The following is a 19,897-nucleotide window of genomic DNA, read 5'->3' as shown; positions in this document are numbered from 1 at the left end:
AAAAAATCCACAAGATCAAATGTAAATCGCTTTCATTTCCTTCAATCAAAAAAGCACTGCTATGCCTAGCAGTGCTTTCCCGCGATTAATAAATCAAATCAAGAAAATCCTCTTTTGATACGTTACCGAAATAGTGACGCATGTCCATATTTTCTAAGACGTCACTGATCGTTTTACGATCATATTGCTGGCCAATGAGCCGCTTCTCAATATCGGCAATATCTCCTACGCCAAAGAAATCACCAAAGATTTTGCAATCCTGGATCATCCCTTTTTTCACTTCTAATCGCAAATCAATGGAGCCTGCAGGGAATCTCTTAGAATGCTGCAAATTAAATTTCGGTGAACGGCCATAGTTCCATTCCCATTTTTGATAGCGATCTCGGGAAATCTCGTGAATCTTTTCCCAATCCTTTTCAGTCAGGCGATATTGAGGCACGTCCCCATTTGTATCAAAAATGTAGCTTAAAAGAATTTTTCTAAACTCTTCTGTTGTCATTTTTTGATCCATCAGTTCACTAATATTGGCAACCCTGCTTCTAATTGATTTAATGCCTTTTGATTCAATCTTTTCTTTTTTCACATTTAAAGCCGAAACGACATGTTCAATTTCTGAATCAAATAGCAGTGTGCCGTGGCTGAAAATACGTCCTCTTGTTGCGAACTGGGCATTTCCAGAAATTTTACGTCCATCTGCCATGATGTCATTTCTGCCGCTCAATTCAGCTTTAACGCCTAGCTTTTCAAGCGCTTTGATAACTGGCTCTGTGAACTTTTTAAAGTTATGAAAGCTGTCTCCATCATCTTTTGTGATAAAGCTGAAGTTTAAGTTCCCTTTGTCATGGTAAACTGCACCACCGCCGGATAAGCGGCGCACGACTTTGATTCCATTGTCTTCCACATACTTTGTGTTGATTTCTTCTATTGTATTTTGGTTCTTTCCAATAATGATCGACGGCTGATTGATGTAAAACAGCAAATATGTTTCTTCTGGATCTAAATATTTTAAGCAATATTCTTCAATTGCCAAATTAATCATTGGATCATAATGTTGTTCGTTATCGATAAACAGCATCTCTATCTTCCTTCCTTGTTCCATCTAAGCCCTGAATGGGCAAGCTGTATACTGCCAGTATATAACGCCTGTGCTTCATTGACTAGGTCTTTATGACGGCCAAAATGGGGCAGATGGGTGATGATGAGTTCCCCAACATTTGCTTCCTTTGCAATCTTCCCTACTTCCGTACTGTTCATATGTCCGGCACCTGATCCATCTTGTCCAGCGTAAAAATTGCTTTCGGCAATGAGCAGATCTGCCCCCTTGCTAAATGGAATAAATGCCTCCTGATAGCTTGAGTCTGCTGTATACACGACCACAGCATCTTCTGCCTGAATTCTCATAGCATAGCATTCTGCCGGATGAATCGTTTTCAAAAAATCAATTTGAAAGGGTCCGAGTTCAATCCCTTCTTCTGGCTGGTAAGGCTTTGCCTTTGTATGTACATCATCAGAAAGCCGCCCAAATGCTTCTTGATCACCAGTATGTCCATAGATCGGAAGCGGGCCGCTGCTTTTTCCTAAATGATATCCCACTAGCTTTGCATATTGGAGTGGTCCGATATCAGCAATATGATCGTGGTGATAATGAGAAAGGAGAACAGCATCTAGTTCTTCTATATCAATGTATTGCTGCAGCTTTGAAAGAACACCGCTTCCGCAGTCTACAAGAAGACGAAAGCCATTTGATTCAAAAAGGTAGCCTGATGTCGCTTCACCAGCTGCCGGAAACCCTCCATAGCATCCAATCACGGTTAAGTTCAACGTCATTTTTCCCTCCTTTTCTAAAAATCCCCTTCTTACAATATACCCATTTTTCAAGGAAAAAGCATTCTTCCTGCCTATTGTTACAAAACAGATTGACAATTATTAATCTGTTATAATACAATAATAGCAACAAATCGTATTGGAGGATGACAAATGCTGGGAAAAATCACAGAGTTTTTTAGAAATTTGCCCTCAAAGAAATGCACAAAATGTGGAAATGATTTAATGGAACAGCACGAGTGTTACGGTAATGAATGTGAGGAATGCTCACAAGTAAGTTATCTTAAATAAGGAAATAAATTGAATGAAAAAGCACTTTTTTCCTCCGTCATCAGTTGGAGTCAAAGGTGCTTTTTATTTTTTCTGAAAAATAGGTAAAAAGGTAAAACCCTCGTCACAAAAGGGTTTTTTAGTATTTTCATATGATGACTTTTAGTTCTGAAGACACTTTTTATTGACTCGAAACAATGGAGGGGGTTCTAAATGTCTATTTTTTCTAATAATTTTGTATTTTCTTAATATAATTTAATCGTGGACGAACCTCTTTAAATTTAGTTATACTTTAATTCATATATTAAAACTTAATATGGTGGGAATATTCCTTTAATGAATATGTTAGGGAGGAAATCTATGAAAAAATTAAAATTTGGATTGGCTACTCAAATCCTAATCGGTCTTATTCTCGGTGTTGTTGTTGGGGCAATCTTTTTCGGTAACCCAGGTGTCGAGACATACTTAAAACCAATTGGAGACTTCTTCTTAAGGCTCATCAAGATGATTGTCATACCAATTGTCGTATCCAGCTTAATTTTAGGTGTTGCAGGTGCGGGTGATGGTAAAAAAGTAGGGAAACTAGGTTTTAGAACCATTCTTTATTTTGAAATTATCACAACATTTGCGATTGTCCTTGGTCTTGTGCTTGCAAACTTTGTACAGCCTGGTGCAGGCGTTGACTTTGGAAATACGGAAAAGCAAGATATTAGCCAGTATGTTGAAACGGAAAAAGAGCAAAGCAGCAAATCAGTTGCTGATACGTTCCTTCATATCGTTCCAACGAACTTCTTCCAATCATTGGCGGAAGGTGATTTGCTTGCGATTATTTTCTTCACTGTGCTATTTGCACTTGGCGTTTCAGCGATTGGCGAACGCGGTAAACCAGTGCTCGCCTTCTTCGAGGGTGTATCACATGCCATGTTCCATGTCGTCAATGTTGTGATGAAAGCTGCACCATTTGGTGTATTTGCACTCATTGGTGTAACCGTATCAAAATTTGGTCTTGAATCTCTCATTTCATTAGGTAAGCTTGTAGGTCTTGTTTATTTTGCGCTCGCTCTCTTCCTTATCGTTGTATTCGGAATTATCGGAAAGATGATTGGCGTCAATATTTTCAGATTTCTTGCTTACATGAAAGACGAAATGCTTCTTGCCTTTAGTACATCCAGCTCTGAAACAGTTTTACCAAGAGTCATGGATAAAATGGAGCGCATCGGATGTCCAAAAGGAATTGTTTCGTTCGTTATCCCAATCGGTTATACGTTTAATCTGGACGGCTCCGTCTTGTATCAAGCCATTGCTGCGCTTTTCCTTGCACAGGTATATGGCATTGACCTCACGATCGTCCAGCAGCTTACACTAGTTCTTGTGCTGATGGTAACATCTAAAGGAATGGCTGCCGTTCCTGGTACTTCATTTGTTGTATTACTCGCGACATTAGGAACGATCGGTGTACCTGCTGAAGGTCTTGCATTTATTGCAGGTGTGGACCGTATCATGGATATGGCGCGGACTGTTGTCAACTTAACAGGAAATGCACTTGCAGCTGTTGTCATGTCTAAATGGGAAGGGCAGTATGACCCTGAAAAAGGACATCGTGTGATGACTGGACAAGAGGCACCTGAGCCAACACAGCTTTCAAGCTAACCAAAAAGAACCCCATCTATCAGGGGTTCTTTTTTTATGCTGTGATTAATGGTGATTGAACATAGTAGTAAAGGAGATCCGCTGTATGGACAAGTGAATCTTCATGTGTTCTTTCAAAAGCATGCGAGGAATCTATACCAGGACCAATCAGTCCATGAATGATATCATGCCCTGCTCTAATGGCTGCTGATGCATCAGAGCCATAATAAGGGTAAATATCAAGGCGGTAATCAATGTTGTTCTCTTCTGCTAATGCAGCTAAATGCTTGCGTAATCCATAGTGATAAGGGCCGCTCGAATCCTTTACACAAATCGATACACTATATTCATCTGTTGATTGACCGTCACCGATGGCACCCATATCTACAGCGAGATATTCCACTGTTTCTTCTGGAATATTCGAGTTTCCGCCGTAGCCAATCTCTTCATTATTGGAAATTAAAAAATGCGTTGTATGCGGCAATATGATGTTTTCCTTTTGAATCCGCTGGATGAGCCGCAAAAGCAGCGCAACACTTGCCTTATCATCAAGATGTCTTGATTTAATAAACCCTGAAGACGTCACTTCCACTCTCGGATCAAATGAAATAAAGTCCCCTACTTGAATGCCAAGTGCTTTGACATCGTCTGCATTTTTCACCTTTTCATCGAGACGAATCTCCATATTTTCTTGGTTTCGTTTCGCTTTTCCAGCATCCGCATAAACATGAACGGATGTTTGATGCATAAGAATGGTCCCTGTGTATGTATGGCCTGATGCTGTTTCAATTTCACAATATTCGCCTTCAATTGAGTTATATTGAAAGCCTCCAATAAGTGCAAGACGAAGCCGTCCATTTGATTTAATTTCCTTAACCATCGCACCGAGCGTATCGACATGCGCTGTCAGCATGCGGTGTTCCTTGTCATCTGTTCCTTTGATTGTGGCAATTAATCCGCCTTTTCGATTTCGTTTTGTCTCAATATTTAAATCTTGTAAAAAACGTTCAACAAAGCCGATCACTTTTTCCGTATTTCCTGATGGACTTGGGATTGATACGAGCTTTTGAATCAGCTGAACGGTTTCGTTTACTTCAGTTGTCATTCGGCATTTCCTCCTTTGTCTGAAAGCAATTCCTTCCATGTATGCCTTTTTCAGCATCTCTTCTTAAAATATATCGCTTCAGGTTCGAGATGTCTAATTTCAAATGAAAAATCCTTCCTCTATAAAGAGAAAGGATTCATGAATTAAGCTTCGTCCTGTTTCATTTTTCTTACGTTCCAAGCAAAGTATGCTGTTGTTGCCGCCATCATGATGATCGCAACTGTTCCAAGGATCGCTGCTTGGTGCCATAAATAGCTGTCATCACCACTTGCAATGATCGTTCTAAATCCGTTGATTGTATACGTCATTGGAAGCAGACTATGAATGACTTGGAAGAATTTCGGCACAAGCTCAAGCGGGAATGTACCAGCACTTGCTGCGAGCTGAAGAACCAAGATAATAACGGCAATGAAGCGTCCTGGGTTCCCCATAGTTGTCGCCAGTAGCTGAATGATCGCTAAGAATGTCAGACTGACGATAATCGCAAAGAGATAGAAGCGCCAGAGGCTTTCCACCTCAAGACCAAGCCCAAAGATGAGCATGGAGCTTGCAATGACTGCTTGCAGGATACCGACAAAGAGGAGTACGCTATATTTGCTGAAAAACCATTCAAACGCGTTTCTAGGGCGTCCAGCAGGGTCTTTCATTGGGAATACAACGGTGAGCATGAGAGCCCCTACAAAGAGTCCCATCGATAAAATATAAGGTGTGAGCCCTGTACCATAATTATCGATCTTTTTCGCTGTATCATTTTCTGTTTTCACGGGACTCGCAATCATATTGTAATTGTCTTGACCCGCATCAATTTCTCCTGTTTCATCAGCGGCACTTTTTAATTTATCGGACAGCTTACCTGTACCGCTCTTTAAATCTCCCAATCCTTTATCGAGTGATTTTGAGCCTTCAGCAAGCTTAGATGTGTTGCTTTGGATATTCGTTGAACCACTTTCCAGCTTATTTAACGCTGCACTCAGCTGGCTTGAACCATTCGCAAGCTTATCTGCACCGCTTTTCGCTGTATCCAGCTTTCCATTTGCTGTTTGCAGACCATCTTGTAATTGGCCTTGACCTGTTTGGAGCTTAAGTGCACCTTGATACAATTTATTCGTTCCAGATGTCATTTGATCAATCGCATTTTGTATCGCGACTGTAGATGTGTACAGCTGTTCCGTTTTCTTTGGCAGCTGTTTGACTTGCTGCAGCTGAGCTTTTGCAGAAGCAACCGCAGATTGAACCTCACTTGCATCAGGCAGTTCCTGCAAGGCCGCTAAGCTTTGTTCAAGTCCAGACAGATCTGGCAGTTCGATTTTAGGCAGACTGTCAAGCTGATCCATTGCCGCCTTTTTCTCTTCATCTGTCATTGAGCTGTTTTGGATGATGCTTTTTACTTTAGCATCTCGATTCGATAGCGCTTCTTTTAATGAAGCAAGTTTTGTACGAAACGTTTTTGCGTCTTTTTTCACCTGATCGAGTTTAGGCGCCATCTTTTCAAGGTTCGCTAATTCTGGTGACGACAAGACTTTTTCTACTGCTTCAATTTTTTCTGAAAAAGATTGTGCTTTGTTGTTTAGCTGCTCAATACCCGCTGTGAATTGCGGCATTTTAGAAGCGAGCTGCTGATGACCTTCACGGCTTGTGTTTAACCCTTCAGTCAATGTATCAATTCCTGTACCAAGCTCTCCAAATTTCTGATCGATGGTTTGATAGCCTGTTAAGAGCTGGCCAAGTCCGCTGTCAAGAGATTGTATCCCTGTGTTCAGTTCACCCATTTTACCAGCAAACTGATGAACACCTTCGCTATAGGTTAACGTTCCTTCAGCCAATTTTGCTAAATTGTCCTTTAACTTGTTACTGCCATCTTTTGCATTTTTTGTTCCGTCATCAATTTTCTTCGCACCATCGCTTGCTTGATCTAAGCCTTTTGCAATCGTTTTGAAGTTATCAAAAATGACCTCTGCATAATTTTTTGTGACTTCCTTTGAAACCGAATCTTTTAATTTGATAATGGCATTATTCGCAATTTGTGACGCCGCATAGTTGGCGCCTGGATTCGTATAATATTTCAGATTCGATTTTTTTGGATGCTTATCAAGGACTGTACTTGCATTTTTCGAGAAATCCTTTGGTATTTCCACGACGAGATAATAATCCTCATTATTTAATCCCTTCACTGCCTTTTCTTCACTATCGACAAAGTTCCATTTGAAATTATCGTTTTTCTTTAATTCCTTCACTAAATCATCGCCGACATGCAGTGTCTTCCCGTCATAATGACTGCCTTCATCCAAGTTGACAACCGCTACAGGCAACTGATCGACTGTACCATATGGATCCCAGTACGCTTTTAAAAATACACCGCTGTAAATCAGCGGAATAAATAAGACAGCTAAAATCGGGATCAGTAGTTTTTTGCTCGTCACAATGTCTTTCCATTGATTCCGAATTAAATTCATTGCTGTTTTCCTCCCATAGATGAATGACTAAATTTAGAATTTGGTCATTTGAACTAAAAAAAAATTATGGTGCTGCTAAAAGTCCTTTGAGTACATAAAGTTCCAGCGACTCGGCCACCTCTTCTTTTGTTAAAGGCTCGTATCGCTTTTCCCAATCAAAAATAAGTGCAATATATAGTTTCACCATCACAAATGCAGTCAATTCAGGATCACATGGCTTAATGTCGCCTTTATCAATCGCTTCTTTTACTTTCGTTTTGATATAGCGAATGATCATTTGCTCCATCTTCTCAATCATTTCCTTGACCGCTGACGTGCCAAGCTCCGCACTTTCCTGAAAGATTTTGATTGTGAGCTGGTGGTTTTTTCGAAATTCCAATATTGCAAAGAGTGCTAAGTGAAGGTTTTCAGAGAAACTTTTTTCCTCATCCATTGCTTCATCCGCAATTTTCCTCATCTCCATTAAAAGGGATGTGAAAATTTCATCGAACAGCTCTTCTTTGTTTTTGAAAAAGGTATAAATAGTTCCTTTTCCGACGTTGGCAAGCTTCGCCACAAGGTCCATTGTGGTGGCTTTATACCCGAATTGAGTAAATGCCTTCGTAGCCCCGTCTAAAATCATTTGTCTCCTATCAACACTCATGATCTCACTCCCAAAATGACTATTTGAACGTTTTGGTCATTAAGTACAGAAAGTAATATACCACACCCTTTTCCCCGGATGCAACAACTTTGTTCACATTTATGATTCCCAACTCTTTTCGATTGATTCGAACATGAAAAACTCCCTTTCCATGACAGAAAAGGGAGTTGTTTTTTTATGAAAATAGGTAAGATAAAGCTTCTGAAATAGCAGCTTTTCCTTGATCAATACAATCAGGGATTCCGACACCTTCAAAAGCAGCACCTGTGATATAAACACCAGGATATGATTGCTTAAACGTTTCTCGCATGTTCGAAATAGCTTTTTGATGACCGACGTGATATTGCGGCATGCTCGTCTTCCAGCGAGTCACTGTCGTCAGTTCTGGATCTGCTTTTATATCCATGATTTTTTTCAAATCCTCCAGCACGATGCTGACGATTTGATGGTCTGACTGCTCGACAATTGATTCGTCGCCAGCTTTCCCTACATAGGCACGCAATAGCGTTTTTCCTTTAGGAGCTGTATGCGGCCATTTTTTGTTCGTCCACGTACAGGCTGTAATAGAGAAATCACTGTTTCTTGAGATGACAAAACCAGTACCGTCATATTCATTATGAACATCCTCTTCTTTAAAACCGAGTGCCACCGTTGCAACAGAAGTTGATGTCATATCATGCAAGTACTCAAGCCCTGCTTCTTTTGGAAACATGGAATAGATCGATTGATGCGGAGTTGTCACAATGGCTGAATCAGCAAAAAGCGTTTGACCGCTGTCTAACTGCACACCGTAGCCCCCATCTGTTTTTTCAATCTGCTTCACTTTTGTCCCTTTATAAATCGTTGTCAGCTTGAGCTTGCTTTCTACTGCTTCAACAAGCGCTTGCAGTCCTTGATTGATCGTTTGGAACTGCCCTTGTCTTTTCGCTGTCACTTGCTGCGCTTTCGCATGCTGCTGTGATTTTTTCATCCCAAGAATCAAACTGCGATGCTTTTGTTCTGTTTGATAAAACTGCGGGAAGGTGGACATTAAGCTGAGACGGTCAATGTCACCTGCATAAATGCCTGATAGAAGAGGTTCGATTAAATTCTCAACTACTTCATCACCGACACGTCTTCTAAAAAATTCACCGAGCGACTGATCTTCTGTTTGCTTGCTTTTTGGCAAGACGAAATCCATTGCGGCTCTCGCTTTTCCTGCAACTGAAAAAAGACCGGTTGTGATGAATGGGCTGATTTGAGTTGGAATACCCATGACAGCGCCTTTTGGCATCGGGTGAAGAGTTTCATTGACTAGTACATATGCCTGCCCTGTTTCATTATTGACGAGCTGATCTGCGAGACCCACATCCTTCGCCAGCTGCGGTCCACTGACCTTTCTTTCTAAAAATGAATCAGGTCCACGTTCAATGATGTAGCCGTCTTTATATAATGTTTGTATTTTTCCACCTAGCCTAGGGCTCGCTTCAATAAGAGATATTTGAATGGGAAGACCTTTTTCTTCGACTTCCTTTTCCAAATAGAAGGCGGCGGCTAAACCAGTGATGCCACCGCCAATGATGACAAGGTGTTTTTGATTGTCATGCATAGGATCGCCTTCTTTTATATAATTACTTGCTTTCGTCAAGCTTCTTTAATACGACAGTTGCGAGAGCATCAATAAATGCTGGTTTCGCATTTGGCATTTCTGGACGATAGTAGGCTGCACCGATTTCATCTGTCACGACTTTACATTCATAATCGTTGTCGTATAACACTTCAAGATGGTCAGCGACAAATCCAACAGGCACATATACGAACGTTTTATAGCCTTTTTGTTCGAATAGGTCCCGTGTTAAGTCTTGAACGTCTGGTCCAAGCCATGGATCAGGCGTGTTGCCTTCACTTTGCCAGCCAATTTCATAATGTTCAATTCCTGCACCTTCTGCAATCATTTTGGCAGATTGTGCGAGCTGATCAGGATATGGATCTCCTGCTGCAATAATCTTTTCAGGAAGGCTGTGTGCAGACACAATGAGTACGGCTGATTCCCTTTCCTCTTCACTCATCGATGCATACGTATCCTTCACTTGTTTCACCCAATAGTCCACAAACTTCGGCTCATCGTACCAGCTTTCCACAGACGTAATCTTCAGATTGCCAAGCTTGTCTGCCTCATCTTGTGCACGCTTGTTATATGATTTCACGCTAAAGGTTGAAAAATGCGGCGCAAGAACAATACTCACTGCTTCTGTGATGCCGTCCTTGTGCATCTCTGCAACTGCATCCTCAATGAACGGCTCAATATGCTTTAAGCCAATGTAGACATGAAATTCAATGTCGTCTTGGATGTCGTTCAAATGATCACACAAACCATTTGCCTGCTGTTCGGTAATTTTTGATAAAGGAGAAATACCGCCGATTGCCTTGTAGCGATCCTTCAAATCTTGCAGCATCTCTGGCTCCGGCTTTCTGCCTCTGCGGATATGTGTATAATAACGCTCAATATCTTCTTCTTTATATGGGGTGCCATATGCCATGACAAGAAGTCCCATTTTCTTTTTCTCCACAACCAACACTCCTTCAGATCATTTGAAATAGTTTAGATGGATGATTTTTTATGTTTCGCTGAATAATCGTGAATAAAATCTGTCAGCTTCTTTAACGTATCTGGTGAAACATCTGGAAATACCCCATGACCTAAGTTAAAGATAAAGTTATCTGATTTCATTCCTTGATCTAAAATATCTTTTGCTCTCTCTTCAATGACTTCCCAAGGAGCAAGTAAAATGGTTGGATCAAGGTTCCCCTGTAACGTTTTTGTGAACCCTTCTTTTCTTGCTTCGTCTACACTCATACGCCAATCCAGTCCAACCACATCAAGCGGCAGGTCATGCCAGTCTTTCGCTAAATGGCTTGCTCCAACTCCATACATGATCATTGGGACGTTTTCAGACTTCAGCTCTGTGAAAATTCGCTGCATGACAGGCTTAATGAATGTCCGGTAATCTGCTGCATTTAAAGCACCAACCCATGAGTCGAAAATTTGAAATGCACTGACCCCGGCTTTTACCTGCGCGCGTATGTACGTAATCGTCATATCAGCTAACTTGTTCATAAGCAGCATCCACGCCTCAGGATCACTGTACATCAGTGCCTTTGTTTTATGATAATTTTTAGATGGGCCGCCTTCAATCATATAGCTTGCCATCGTAAATGGTGCGCCAGCAAAACCGATAAGCGGAACATTCAGCTGCTCCTTCGTTAAAAGCTGAATGGTATCAAGCACATATGGCAGGTCTTCTTCAGGATGAAGTTCCCCAAGACGTTCGATATCTGCTTTAGATCGAATCGGTGCATCAATCACAGGTCCAATTCCATTTTTAATTTCTACGTCCACTCCAATAGCCGGAAGCGGGGTCATAATATCTTTATATAAAATAGCGGCATCTACACCATATTGTTCTACAGGAAGTCTTGTTACATAAGCACATAACTCTGGCTGATGCGTAATTTCAAATAGCCCGTATTTTTCTTTAAGGGCACGATATTCAGGCTGTGAGCGTCCTGCCTGTCTCATATACCAAACTGGTACATGGTCTGTTTTTTCCCCTTTACACGCCTTTAAGAACGTGTCATTAAAAACCTTCGTTTTTCCCATTACCTTTCATTCCACCTTTCGCCTTATACTCTCTTTTTGTACAAGGCTCAAACCTGCTTTTACTATACCGTTTTTTCAAGGCACGGTATACTAAAGCGGCTCAATGTTCAAAAAATCGCCGAATATTAACGTCCAAAAGCCTCTGGCTTGACATATGGACTGCCTTCGCCTTCTTCTTGCGTTTGGGTATTATATGGAACAACCTTATACTCTGCATTTGAAAATACATTGGCATACGGCATTGTATAGCTGCCCACGCCTGTCATTGTGTCGATCAGCGTCTCGCTTCCATTTCTCTTTTCATAAATGCGGTATTCAACGCGTTTATCCTCTTGATTGTCCCAAGACAGCTCTAATGTAAACAATCCTTTGATTTTAAACGCATAGCGGGCTTCAAATCCTGATAGTCCCTCTAAATGGATAGGCGACTCGAGCTCTTTTATCCCCTCTGGTTTTTCAAACGTTTCATTGGTGATTCGAGCTGCTGTTAAAATATCTTTAAACAGCTGCACCGGGAATTGACTGCCGCCGGTTAAATAGTGACTGTTATCGGTTTTGTCATACCCCATCCAAATCGCACCCGTTGTACTAGGCGTATAGCCGGCAAACCAGGCATCCTTTGTTGCACCTTTCACACCTGAATATGTGGTCGTACCTGTCTTACCTGCTAAATCTCCAGCGTATGAACCACTCTGGGCTGTCCCGCCTTTGACGACTTGCTGAAGCATTCTTGTCATATTCCAAGCATTCTGCACGCTAAACACTCGTTCTTGCTTACCGCGATTCTTTTCTACAGTTTCTCCTTCATCATTGGTGATTTTCTGAATGAAGAAAGGCTTTTTATATACGCCTTCATTTGCAAATGTATGGAAGGCTCCAGCGATCTGTAATGGAGAAACTCCTTTTTCTAAACCGCCAAGCGCAATAGCTAAGCCTTTATCCGAGATATCTATCCCCATTTTCTCGAGATATGATTTCGACATATCAATGCCCAGCTGGCTTAATGTCCACACAGCAGCGGTATTTTTACTTTTCATGAGGGCATCCACCATTGTGACCCTTCCTTCATACTGCCCATCGTAATTTTTTGGTGAATAGCCGTCATAGCTTTTTTCTTTGTCTTCAAGCAATGAATAAGGTCTGAATTTTTTCTCCTGCATTGCCGGACCGTAGACCGCGATCGGCTTAAAAACAGATCCAGGCTGCCTAACAGCCGTCACCCTGTTATAGCCTCTCGCCTGATATTCTCGTCCTCCAATGGCTGCTTTCACTCCACCAGACTCGTTATCAATAAATACGGCGCTGCTTTCCGGAGAACCGCTTTTTCCCGGGAAATAACGGTTGTTCTTCATCACATCATATGCGGTTTTTTGCAGATTCATATCAATCGGAACTGTAATGGTATAGCCGCCTTGAAGCAATTGTTCATGTGAAATGGCATACTCTGATTCTGCTTCTTTAATGATGAGATCAACATAGCTGTCCACCCAAGGCGTTTCTGATTTCTTTTTCAAATGAATGCCTAGTGTTCTCCCTTTTGCTTCTACTGTTTCTGTTGAAGACAAATATCCTTGTTCGTTCATTAAATTCAGGATGGTGTCCCGCCTTTGTTTATTTTTATCAGGGTGTAAAACAGGCGAGTAAGAAGATGGTGCCTTTGGCATCGCAGCGAGTGTGGCACCTTCGCTGACCGTTAAATCTTTGACATCCTTACTAAAGTAATAATTGGCTGCTGCCTGAATACCATAAACACCATGGCCAAAGTATAGCTGATTCAAATACATCTCAAGCAGCTTATCCTTTGAATAATCTCTTTCTAAGTTAATGGCAATAATGACTTCTTTTGTTTTTCGAAGAAAGGTTTTGTCATTTGTGAGAAAAATATTTTTTGCGAGCTGCTGGGTGATTGTACTGCCGCCCTCTACCTTCCCTCCTGCTAATATATCTCGATAAACCGCCCTTGAAATAGACTGTGCATCAATGCCGTGATGCTCATAAAAACGCTTGTCCTCAACAGCCACAAAAGCTTTTGCTACTTTATCAGGCACCTCTTTTAATGACACAGGGTCCCGATTTTCTGAATACATGCTTGTGAGTTCTTTTCCATTCTGATCAATGATTTTGGAGGAAGCGTGAAAAACAAGCTTCTTTTCATCTATGACATAATGTCCTAAAAATAAAATCGTCAGATAGCCAATAAATGAGAGTACGATTGTACTTCCTGCAATGACTAATGGAATGATTATCTTCTTTTTCTTCAAATTAGGTCACCTCATTCCTTTATACGGATAGTATGGGATGTATTGCTTCATAATATGTTTTATGGATTGACTGCCAAAGAATTATATATCATTCTTTTGTTATACTATCAAGCAGGAGGCGGTTTAGATGAATTTCTATATTACATATGGAACAGCAGATTTTTTGCATAAAATCGCAAAGAAACACCATCTGGAAAATCTGCTTTATATGGTCGGAAAAGAACAAGCAGCTCTTTTTCATGAAACGGAGGGTGAGACTGTATTTAAAGCCCCTCATGCCTATGATGTGATTTATTCGAAAGGCGAGCTTGTCCAATCTGGTTTCGTCACCTTGAATCATATCCCTGTTAAGCTTGAAAGCAGAGCACTGTTTGAATCCACCTTTCAGAAAAAGACGAACATCTCAGAACATCAGCGCGGCTTCCAGGCTATTCGCGTTTTAAGACCGCAAAAAGATGAAGAAGTTTATTTGATTTTGACACTTTGGGAATCAGAGGACTTATTTCAAGACTTTCAAGAATCAGAAGCATTCTTTCAGCCACACGAGGATACAGGATCCATTTTCTCTCGTCCAGCTTACCTCACATCCTACCATGCCGTCACAGACAATTAAGGAAGTGCTGCTCTCAGCACTTCTTTTTTTCATCAAAAAAAGCCCAGTCGATGGGCTCTTCATTTTATGAGCTTGATTTCAGCTCGTACCGATGAATGATCGGCTGAAGCACATAGAAATTCAGCAATATCCAACCTAATAAGACCGGCCACTTCAACATAGGTGAAGCACCTTTCAATTGAATCAGCAGCACCAATAGTGGAATCAAGCAGATCATGAAAAAACTCATTTTTGAGAGAAATGTTTCTTTAATTTGATGCCGGCAGCTTGGACACATCATCATTTTCGTATGTGATAAATGAAATTTTTCGACGAAAGAAAATGTTTTTGAACAATTTGGACAGCTTCCCAACGCTACTCCTCCCTTTCCCTGCTTCATATCAACTTCGACTTTTATGTAAAATGACCTTTTGCTACTGACCACGAAATCCTCTTCTGTTGAAAGATTCTAACAATTACCATACAATCAGTAAAAGAGCATGAAGGAGGTTTTCGATTCAATGACAATATCCACTTTACAAAAAAGCATCAATGAACGTCTTGATGAACATTATGAGGAAATGGTTGAAATTAGACGCCATCTCCATATGAATCCTGAACTTTCTTTTCAGGAAGAAGAAACAGCCGCTTTCATCGCCAGCTACTATGATACATTACAAATACCTACGCGCACCAAGGTGGGCGGTCATGGCGTACTCGCTTTTATTGAAGGAGCTTCTCCGGGACCAACCATTGCCCTCAGAGCTGATTTTGATGCACTTCCCATCCACGATGAAAAAGATGTACCTTACAAATCAACAAAGCCTGGTGTGATGCATGCGTGCGGTCACGATGGGCATACTGCGACACTTCTTGTATTAGCAAAAGTCTTGCATACGCATCGTAATCAATTAAAAGGAAAGATCGTCCTCATTCATCAGCATGCGGAGGAATATGCTCCCGGCGGTGCAAAACCAATGATTGAAGACGGCTGTTTAGACGGTGTCGATGTGATATTCGGTACGCACCTTTGGTCTTCAGAGCCTTGTGGCACGATTCTTTATAAAAGCGGGAACTTTATGGCAGCGGCCGATCGTTTCTCCATTCAAGTCCAAGGGAAAGGCGGACACGGCGCTCAGCCTCATTTAACAAAAGATGCCGTACTCATCGGTTCACAAATCGTCGCAAACCTGCAGCAAGTCGTTGCACGTAAAGTCAATCCGATTGATTCTGCTGTTGTTTCTGTTGGAGGTTTTGTAGCAGAGAATGCCTTTAACGTTATTGCAGATTCAGCTGTTTTAACTGGTACTGCACGATCCTTTGAAGAAAGTGCACGGCATATTATCGAACGAGAAATTGAACAGGTGGTAAAAGGGGTATGCCAGATGCATGATGCTGCCTACACATATGAGTACGTCAGAGGATACCCTGCTGTCAAAAACCATCCAAAGCCGACGGAATATATTGCTGGCATCGCAAACCAGACAGAAGGTGTCACAGAAGTAAAAGAAGCGGAAACCCAAATGGGCGGAGAAGACTTTGCTTACTACCTTCAGCATGTCCCTGGTACCTTCTTCTACACAGGCGCCATGCCGGAAAACAGCCAGGACGTGTATCCACATCATCATCCAAAGTTTGATATCAACGAAAAAGCAATGCCTATTGCAGCAAAGGTACTCGCGAACGCCGTTCTTTCCTACAATGAATAAAAAAAGCCGCTGTCATCAGCGGCTTTTCTATATCATTTCTTTCAATATTCGCAAGTGAAACACATGGCGTGCGACCTCTCCGAGCTGTCCTGTCAGCTGATGATTCGCCACCCCGCCAACAGCGGCTCCGACGACCGGCATTAATTGAAACAGCTTTACAAGATCAATGTAATCTCGATACTCCTGCTGAAAGCTGTACCAATCCATTTCCTCGCGGCTCGTTTCCCAATCATCTATGATCTTCATCATTTTTTGACGATGGGCACTGCTGGAAAAGGCGAGCTGAAATATACAGAGCAAAAAGAGTCTTTCCTCCTTTTGAGATAAATCAAAGCCATAAATACACGCCAGCTCATAAAGGCATTTCATCTTTATGCTTAACAGCAGCGGAAAGTCTGCCATTCCGAGGAATAAACCGCCTGCACCTGTTCCAACCCCTTCGATAGCAGCCGCCTTTTGGTAATACTTCACTTTATCCTTTGCCAGTTCATTTCGTTCTACAATAGATAATTGTTCATCAATCACTGAAAATGAAGTAAAGTGTGATCCTGATACGGTGGATTCAACCATTGTTTTGACTGCACTTGTGATGACTTGATGAAACCTCGCAGGAATTCGGCGGTTCACATGCTGCTGAACTCCTTTTGAAAACCGTTCGATCTTTGAAGGTTTTCTTAAAAAACGTGTTTGAAAAAGAATGGCTTCTTCATACAACTCCCGTTCAGCTGCATTCATCCGGTCCCCTCCTTGATGTCATCATACGCTCGCTGTAATCTCCACTTATCTCATCTTTTTTAACCTGCTTTGTACGTAAGGCTTAAAGAGGACAAGCACAAATGCTAAAGAAATGAGAAAGGCCAGTCCGCTTCCCTGCCAGCCTCCCGCTGGAAGTACCGCACAGCTCAGCAAGATTGATTGGATGATCAGCACATTACGGACGAGAACAAAAAAGCTTCGATCCTTTTCTTTTTGAGAAACTGGATAAAGTGCCTGTAATGAAAGATGAGCAAAGTGCTTCGTTAACGGCACAAGCTGTACACCTGTGATAAATACTGTGAACAAGACTAGTAACGCACCCACCCAGCCTGCTGCACCTGTATACAAAATAATCAGGACAAACACGGCCGTTAATCTAAACACCAGACCAAAATAATCATTTGAGCGTACAAACGCCCTCACATACATATAAGAAAAAGTTTTACGCTGATCGTAAGGAACAAACATCATAAGCCAATCCATGTATGCTCTTCTTTTCACCTGTTTCTTTAAGTGAGGCACATCTGTAAATAAGTTTGCCAAACGATAAAAGCGCTGCTTCCGTTTTAATTCATCAGATATATGCATTTCCCATTGAAAGGGCTGTTTTTTCACTGCATTTGTTAAGTAGACGAGATATACACCATAGATAAGATAAAAAACGATTGCAATCGCATAGGCTTCCTGTAAGACGGTGTAGATCAACATCACATTTAATAGAAAACGAAGAGCTGCATCGAGCCTTCTCACGTGTTTTCCTTGAAAATATGTGATTCTCCATTGAATGGCTGTATTCAGGCCCTTTATTAAAATCATTTGCGCCAGTATCAGCACATATCCCGTGATGCCTCCTGAAGACACCGCCGAATAAAGCGGAAGTGCGACAATGGATACAGCAATGAGAGGAAACAGCTGAGAAATGAAGCTAAAGTTAAACGCTTGTTTTAGGTAAGGCTCCATCTTCCCTTCCAAAGGAAGCAAAAACACGAGATCGGCTTCTTTAATCAACGTACGTACGTATGAGCTTGTAAGTACCAATGAGAAAACAACTGCCATCACCCAGTAAGATGGGAAGTGAGCCGGAATATGTTTAAGCCAGCTGCTGTACCAGCTTGCTCCGCCTGCAAGGAAAAAAATGAGCACAATGACAAGATGATCGTTGAACATGTATTTTAAGTATTTTCTTGTTTCTTGTACGTGTTCCTCTAGTCTTGATTTCCAAATGGTTTGTGTTGTTTTACTCATAGCTTTCTTCCTTTGTTAATTCCAAATAAAGATCATCGAGTGTCGCATCTCTCATATTGAACTGTTCTCTCAGCTCTGCCAGCGTTCCTTTCGCTCTGATTTCCCCTTCGTGCAAAATAATAAAGGAATCACAATAGCGTTCAGCTGTCGCCAAAATATGCGTTGACATCAGGACACTAGCGCCATTTTTCTTCGCAGCATTCATCCGTTCAAGCAGTGCATTGATCGCAAGAGGATCAAGCCCTAAAAACGGTTCATCGATGATATACAGCTCTGGTTCCACAAGGAATGCACACATAATCATGACCTTCTGCTTCATTCCTTTTGAAAAATGAGCAGGGAACCATTTCAGCCGTTTCTCCATTCGAAATTCTTTCAGCAATGATGGCAGGCGTTCGTCTAATTGTTCCTTTGATAGACCGTAAGCCATCGCTGTCAGCTCTAAATGTTCTTTTAACGTTAATTCTTCATATAAAACAGGTGTTTCAGGAATAAATGTAAATTGTGAACGATACGCCTCTTGGTCGTCTTGAAGGGTTCGTCCATTCAATTCAATGACACCTTTATGCGGTTTCATGAGCCCGATAATATGGCGGATGGTTGTACTTTTCCCCGCCCCGTTTAAGCCAATGAGACCGACGATTTGATTTCTTTCTAATTCAAATGAAATATTTTTTAGAACGGGATTCTTCGTATATCCACCCGTTACATCTTTTACAGTGAGAAGGGACATGAATTCGTTCCTTTCTTTCTTTTTTCCTTTATAGTAACAAAAACGAATGATAATTTGAAATGTTTACCTATAGACGAGTCATGAATAAAAAATAGGCGCTTTGGTCATCATAATGTATGTAGAAGAAATGAACTTGATGACCAATAAGTAAATGAGGTGTTTGTTAAAGGCAAAGAACCGCATGACAAGTTGGTTTTTCATCTAAAAACCTTAGCTTCTGTTTTGCTTCACTGATTCTTGATTTTTGTGTCCTATACAATATGTATACGACAAACCAAAACGTCAAATGAGGTGTTTACGGCAGAAATAGCAGGCATATGAATTCTTTATTTCAGTAAATAAAGAATTCAAAAGGCATTCGAATGAAAGCATCAGCATTTCTTCTGCAGGAGCAGGATGAGCGACCAAAGGAGTTCGCTTGTCCTGTTTTCTTTTTTGCTTCTTTTTGTGATACGATAAAGGAAAAATAATGAGGAGTGACATGGCGTGAGCGACTGCATTTTTTGCAAGATCATTGATGGAGACATTCCATGTGCAAAAGTATATGAAGACGAGCATGTATTGGCTTTTCTTGATATCAGCCAAGTAACAAAAGGACATACCCTTGTAATCCCGAAAATACATAAAGAAAACATCTATGAGATGACACCAGAAGTGTCTAACCACTACTTCCAAGCGATTCCGAAAATTGCAAGGGCGATCAAACAGGAATTTGAACCAATCGGGTTAAACCTCCTGAACAACAACGGTGAAAAAGCCGGACAATCGGTATTCCATTACCATATGCACATCATTCCGCGCTACGGAAAAGGTGATGGCTTTGGTGCCGTATGGAAATCACATCAAGATCAATACACGTCAGAGGATTTAAAAGACATTTCTTCTGCCATCCACACGCGGCTTACCTCATCTTAACAGATGAGGTTTTTCTTATTTTCACCCCTTTTCATCGCTTCCGCCTTTTAATAGTAAGATATTTTGAACGATTCAATTTTTTTGTCCAAATGCTTCAAATTTGTGATAGGATGGTTTTATCT

Annotated in this window: 18 protein-coding genes; 5 read left to right on the top strand and 13 right to left on the bottom strand. The window is 41.2% G+C overall.

The features are described from left to right. Positions 1-85: 85 nt before the first annotated feature. Together MHB69_RS05010 and MHB69_RS05005 are read right to left on the bottom strand one after the other, a co-directional pair. Positions 86-1,075 carry a lipoate--protein ligase gene (locus tag MHB69_RS05010; protein WP_098676786.1) on the bottom strand — a complete coding sequence of 330 codons (990 nt, stop codon included), beginning with the start codon at positions 1,073-1,075 and terminating at the stop codon, positions 86-88. Between the two features lie 2 nt (positions 1,076-1,077). After that, the gene (locus tag MHB69_RS05005; protein ID WP_342490026.1) at positions 1,078-1,821 is read right to left on the bottom strand and encodes an MBL fold metallo-hydrolase; all 744 of its coding nucleotides are present in this window, start codon (positions 1,819-1,821) and stop codon (positions 1,078-1,080) included. Between the two features lie 156 nt (positions 1,822-1,977). Here MHB69_RS05005 and yhfH point away from each other — a divergent pair, with 156 nt between their 5' ends. Both yhfH and MHB69_RS04995 read left to right on the top strand, forming a co-directional pair. Continuing rightward, on the top strand, positions 1,978-2,115 hold the full coding sequence (yhfH, locus tag MHB69_RS05000; RefSeq protein WP_008359029.1) for a protein YhfH: 138 nt from the start codon (positions 1,978-1,980) through the stop codon (positions 2,113-2,115). A gap of 339 nt (positions 2,116-2,454) precedes the next feature. Then, the gene (locus MHB69_RS04995) at positions 2,455-3,744 is read left to right on the top strand and encodes a cation:dicarboxylase symporter family transporter (RefSeq protein ID WP_034282190.1); all 1,290 of its coding nucleotides are present in this window, start codon (positions 2,455-2,457) and stop codon (positions 3,742-3,744) included. Positions 3,745-3,778: 34 nt separating this feature from the next. Here MHB69_RS04995 and MHB69_RS04990 read toward each other — a convergent pair whose 3' ends face one another. The 7 genes from MHB69_RS04990 to MHB69_RS04960 form a co-directional block, all read right to left on the bottom strand. Further along, entirely contained in the window at positions 3,779-4,828 is a 1,050-nt protein-coding gene (locus MHB69_RS04990) for a M42 family metallopeptidase (RefSeq protein ID WP_342496059.1), read from the bottom strand. Between the two features lie 143 nt (positions 4,829-4,971). Then, positions 4,972-7,281, bottom strand: a complete 2,310-nt coding sequence (locus tag MHB69_RS04985; protein WP_342496058.1) for a YhgE/Pip domain-containing protein — start codon at positions 7,279-7,281, stop codon at positions 4,972-4,974. Positions 7,282-7,345: 64 nt separating this feature from the next. Then, entirely contained in the window at positions 7,346-7,924 is a 579-nt protein-coding gene (locus MHB69_RS04980) for a TetR/AcrR family transcriptional regulator (RefSeq protein WP_041117030.1), read from the bottom strand. A 175-nt stretch (positions 7,925-8,099) separates the two neighbouring features. Beyond that, positions 8,100-9,512, bottom strand: a complete 1,413-nt coding sequence (gene hemY, locus MHB69_RS04975; RefSeq protein WP_211042960.1) for a protoporphyrinogen oxidase — start codon at positions 9,510-9,512, stop codon at positions 8,100-8,102. Between the two features lie 22 nt (positions 9,513-9,534). After that, a complete protein-coding gene (gene hemH, locus MHB69_RS04970) occupies positions 9,535-10,473 on the bottom strand; it encodes a ferrochelatase (protein WP_024426557.1) in 939 nt (312 codons plus the stop codon). A 32-nt stretch (positions 10,474-10,505) separates the two neighbouring features. Continuing rightward, positions 10,506-11,564 carry a uroporphyrinogen decarboxylase gene (gene hemE / locus MHB69_RS04965; RefSeq protein WP_101677398.1) on the bottom strand — a complete coding sequence of 353 codons (1,059 nt, stop codon included), beginning with the start codon at positions 11,562-11,564 and terminating at the stop codon, positions 10,506-10,508. Positions 11,565-11,689: 125 nt separating this feature from the next. Further along, the gene (locus MHB69_RS04960) at positions 11,690-13,825 is read right to left on the bottom strand and encodes a PBP1A family penicillin-binding protein (RefSeq protein ID WP_342496057.1); all 2,136 of its coding nucleotides are present in this window, start codon (positions 13,823-13,825) and stop codon (positions 11,690-11,692) included. 127 nt (positions 13,826-13,952) lie between these two features. Between MHB69_RS04960 and MHB69_RS04955 the strand changes: the two genes are divergently transcribed. Next, positions 13,953-14,438, top strand: coding sequence for an antibiotic biosynthesis monooxygenase (locus tag MHB69_RS04955; protein ID WP_342496056.1), 486 nt, complete (start codon positions 13,953-13,955; stop codon positions 14,436-14,438). 64 nt (positions 14,439-14,502) lie between these two features. Here the strand turns inward: MHB69_RS04955 and MHB69_RS04950 are convergent, their stop codons facing one another. Further along, positions 14,503-14,655: a hypothetical protein gene (locus MHB69_RS04950; RefSeq protein ID WP_224426392.1), complete on the bottom strand. Its 153-nt coding sequence runs from the start codon at positions 14,653-14,655 to the stop codon at positions 14,503-14,505. A 283-nt stretch (positions 14,656-14,938) separates the two neighbouring features. Between MHB69_RS04950 and MHB69_RS04945 the strand changes: the two genes are divergently transcribed. Continuing rightward, on the top strand, positions 14,939-16,126 hold the full coding sequence (locus tag MHB69_RS04945; RefSeq protein WP_176967538.1) for a M20 family metallopeptidase: 1,188 nt from the start codon (positions 14,939-14,941) through the stop codon (positions 16,124-16,126). A gap of 27 nt (positions 16,127-16,153) precedes the next feature. Here MHB69_RS04945 and MHB69_RS04940 read toward each other — a convergent pair whose 3' ends face one another. Genes MHB69_RS04940 through MHB69_RS04930 form a run of 3 tightly spaced genes read right to left on the bottom strand, consistent with a single transcriptional unit; the run spans position 16,154 to position 18,860 of the window. Further along, entirely contained in the window at positions 16,154-16,861 is a 708-nt protein-coding gene (locus MHB69_RS04940) for an EcsC family protein (RefSeq protein ID WP_034282199.1), read from the bottom strand. Between the two features lie 45 nt (positions 16,862-16,906). Next, positions 16,907-18,127 carry an ABC transporter permease gene (locus tag MHB69_RS04935; protein ID WP_317222121.1) on the bottom strand — a complete coding sequence of 407 codons (1,221 nt, stop codon included), beginning with the start codon at positions 18,125-18,127 and terminating at the stop codon, positions 16,907-16,909. Next, the gene (locus tag MHB69_RS04930; protein WP_046310435.1) at positions 18,120-18,860 is read right to left on the bottom strand and encodes an ABC transporter ATP-binding protein; all 741 of its coding nucleotides are present in this window, start codon (positions 18,858-18,860) and stop codon (positions 18,120-18,122) included. The genes MHB69_RS04935 and MHB69_RS04930 overlap by 8 nt, the downstream gene beginning before the upstream one ends. 486 nt (positions 18,861-19,346) lie before the next feature. On the opposite strand from MHB69_RS04930, the gene MHB69_RS04925 reads away from it, so the two are divergent. Further along, a complete protein-coding gene (locus MHB69_RS04925; protein ID WP_024425457.1) occupies positions 19,347-19,775 on the top strand; it encodes an HIT family protein in 429 nt (142 codons plus the stop codon). Positions 19,776-19,897: the final 122 nt, after the last annotated feature.

Origin of the sequence: Bacillus sp. FSL K6-0994, assembly GCF_038630815.1 — a bacterium.
GTDB classification, from domain to species: Bacteria; Bacillota; Bacilli; order Bacillales; family Bacillaceae; genus Bacillus; species Bacillus safensis.
This window is presented reverse-complemented; position numbering and strand designations above follow the sequence as displayed.

What these genes read in the sequence shown, in the direction of transcription:
- MHB69_RS05010 (WP_098676786.1), bottom strand. Translation starts at nt 1,075, where the DNA reads ATGCTGTTTATCGATAACGAACAACATTATGATCCAATGATTAATTTG.
- MHB69_RS04940 (WP_034282199.1), bottom strand. Translation starts at nt 16,861, where the DNA reads ATGAATGCAGCTGAACGGGAGTTGTATGAAGAAGCCATTCTTTTTCAA.
- MHB69_RS04930 (WP_046310435.1), bottom strand. Translation starts at nt 18,860, where the DNA reads ATGTCCCTTCTCACTGTAAAAGATGTAACGGGTGGATATACGAAGAAT.
- MHB69_RS04955 (WP_342496056.1), top strand. Translation starts at nt 13,953, where the DNA reads ATGAATTTCTATATTACATATGGAACAGCAGATTTTTTGCATAAAATC.
- hemE (WP_101677398.1), bottom strand. Translation starts at nt 11,564, where the DNA reads ATGGGAAAAACGAAGGTTTTTAATGACACGTTCTTAAAGGCGTGTAAA.
- MHB69_RS04935 (WP_317222121.1), bottom strand. Translation starts at nt 18,127, where the DNA reads ATGAGTAAAACAACACAAACCATTTGGAAATCAAGACTAGAGGAACAC.
- MHB69_RS04950 (WP_224426392.1), bottom strand. Translation starts at nt 14,655, where the DNA reads ATGATCTGCTTGATTCCACTATTGGTGCTGCTGATTCAATTGAAAGGT.
- MHB69_RS04985 (WP_342496058.1), bottom strand. Translation starts at nt 7,281, where the DNA reads ATGAATTTAATTCGGAATCAATGGAAAGACATTGTGACGAGCAAAAAA.
- MHB69_RS04995 (WP_034282190.1), top strand. Translation starts at nt 2,455, where the DNA reads ATGAAAAAATTAAAATTTGGATTGGCTACTCAAATCCTAATCGGTCTT.
- MHB69_RS04945 (WP_176967538.1), top strand. Translation starts at nt 14,939, where the DNA reads ATGACAATATCCACTTTACAAAAAAGCATCAATGAACGTCTTGATGAA.
- MHB69_RS04990 (WP_342496059.1), bottom strand. Translation starts at nt 4,828, where the DNA reads ATGACAACTGAAGTAAACGAAACCGTTCAGCTGATTCAAAAGCTCGTA.
- MHB69_RS04980 (WP_041117030.1), bottom strand. Translation starts at nt 7,924, where the DNA reads ATGAGTGTTGATAGGAGACAAATGATTTTAGACGGGGCTACGAAGGCA.
- hemY (WP_211042960.1), bottom strand. Translation starts at nt 9,512, where the DNA reads ATGCATGACAATCAAAAACACCTTGTCATCATTGGCGGTGGCATCACT.
- yhfH (WP_008359029.1), top strand. Translation starts at nt 1,978, where the DNA reads ATGCTGGGAAAAATCACAGAGTTTTTTAGAAATTTGCCCTCAAAGAAA.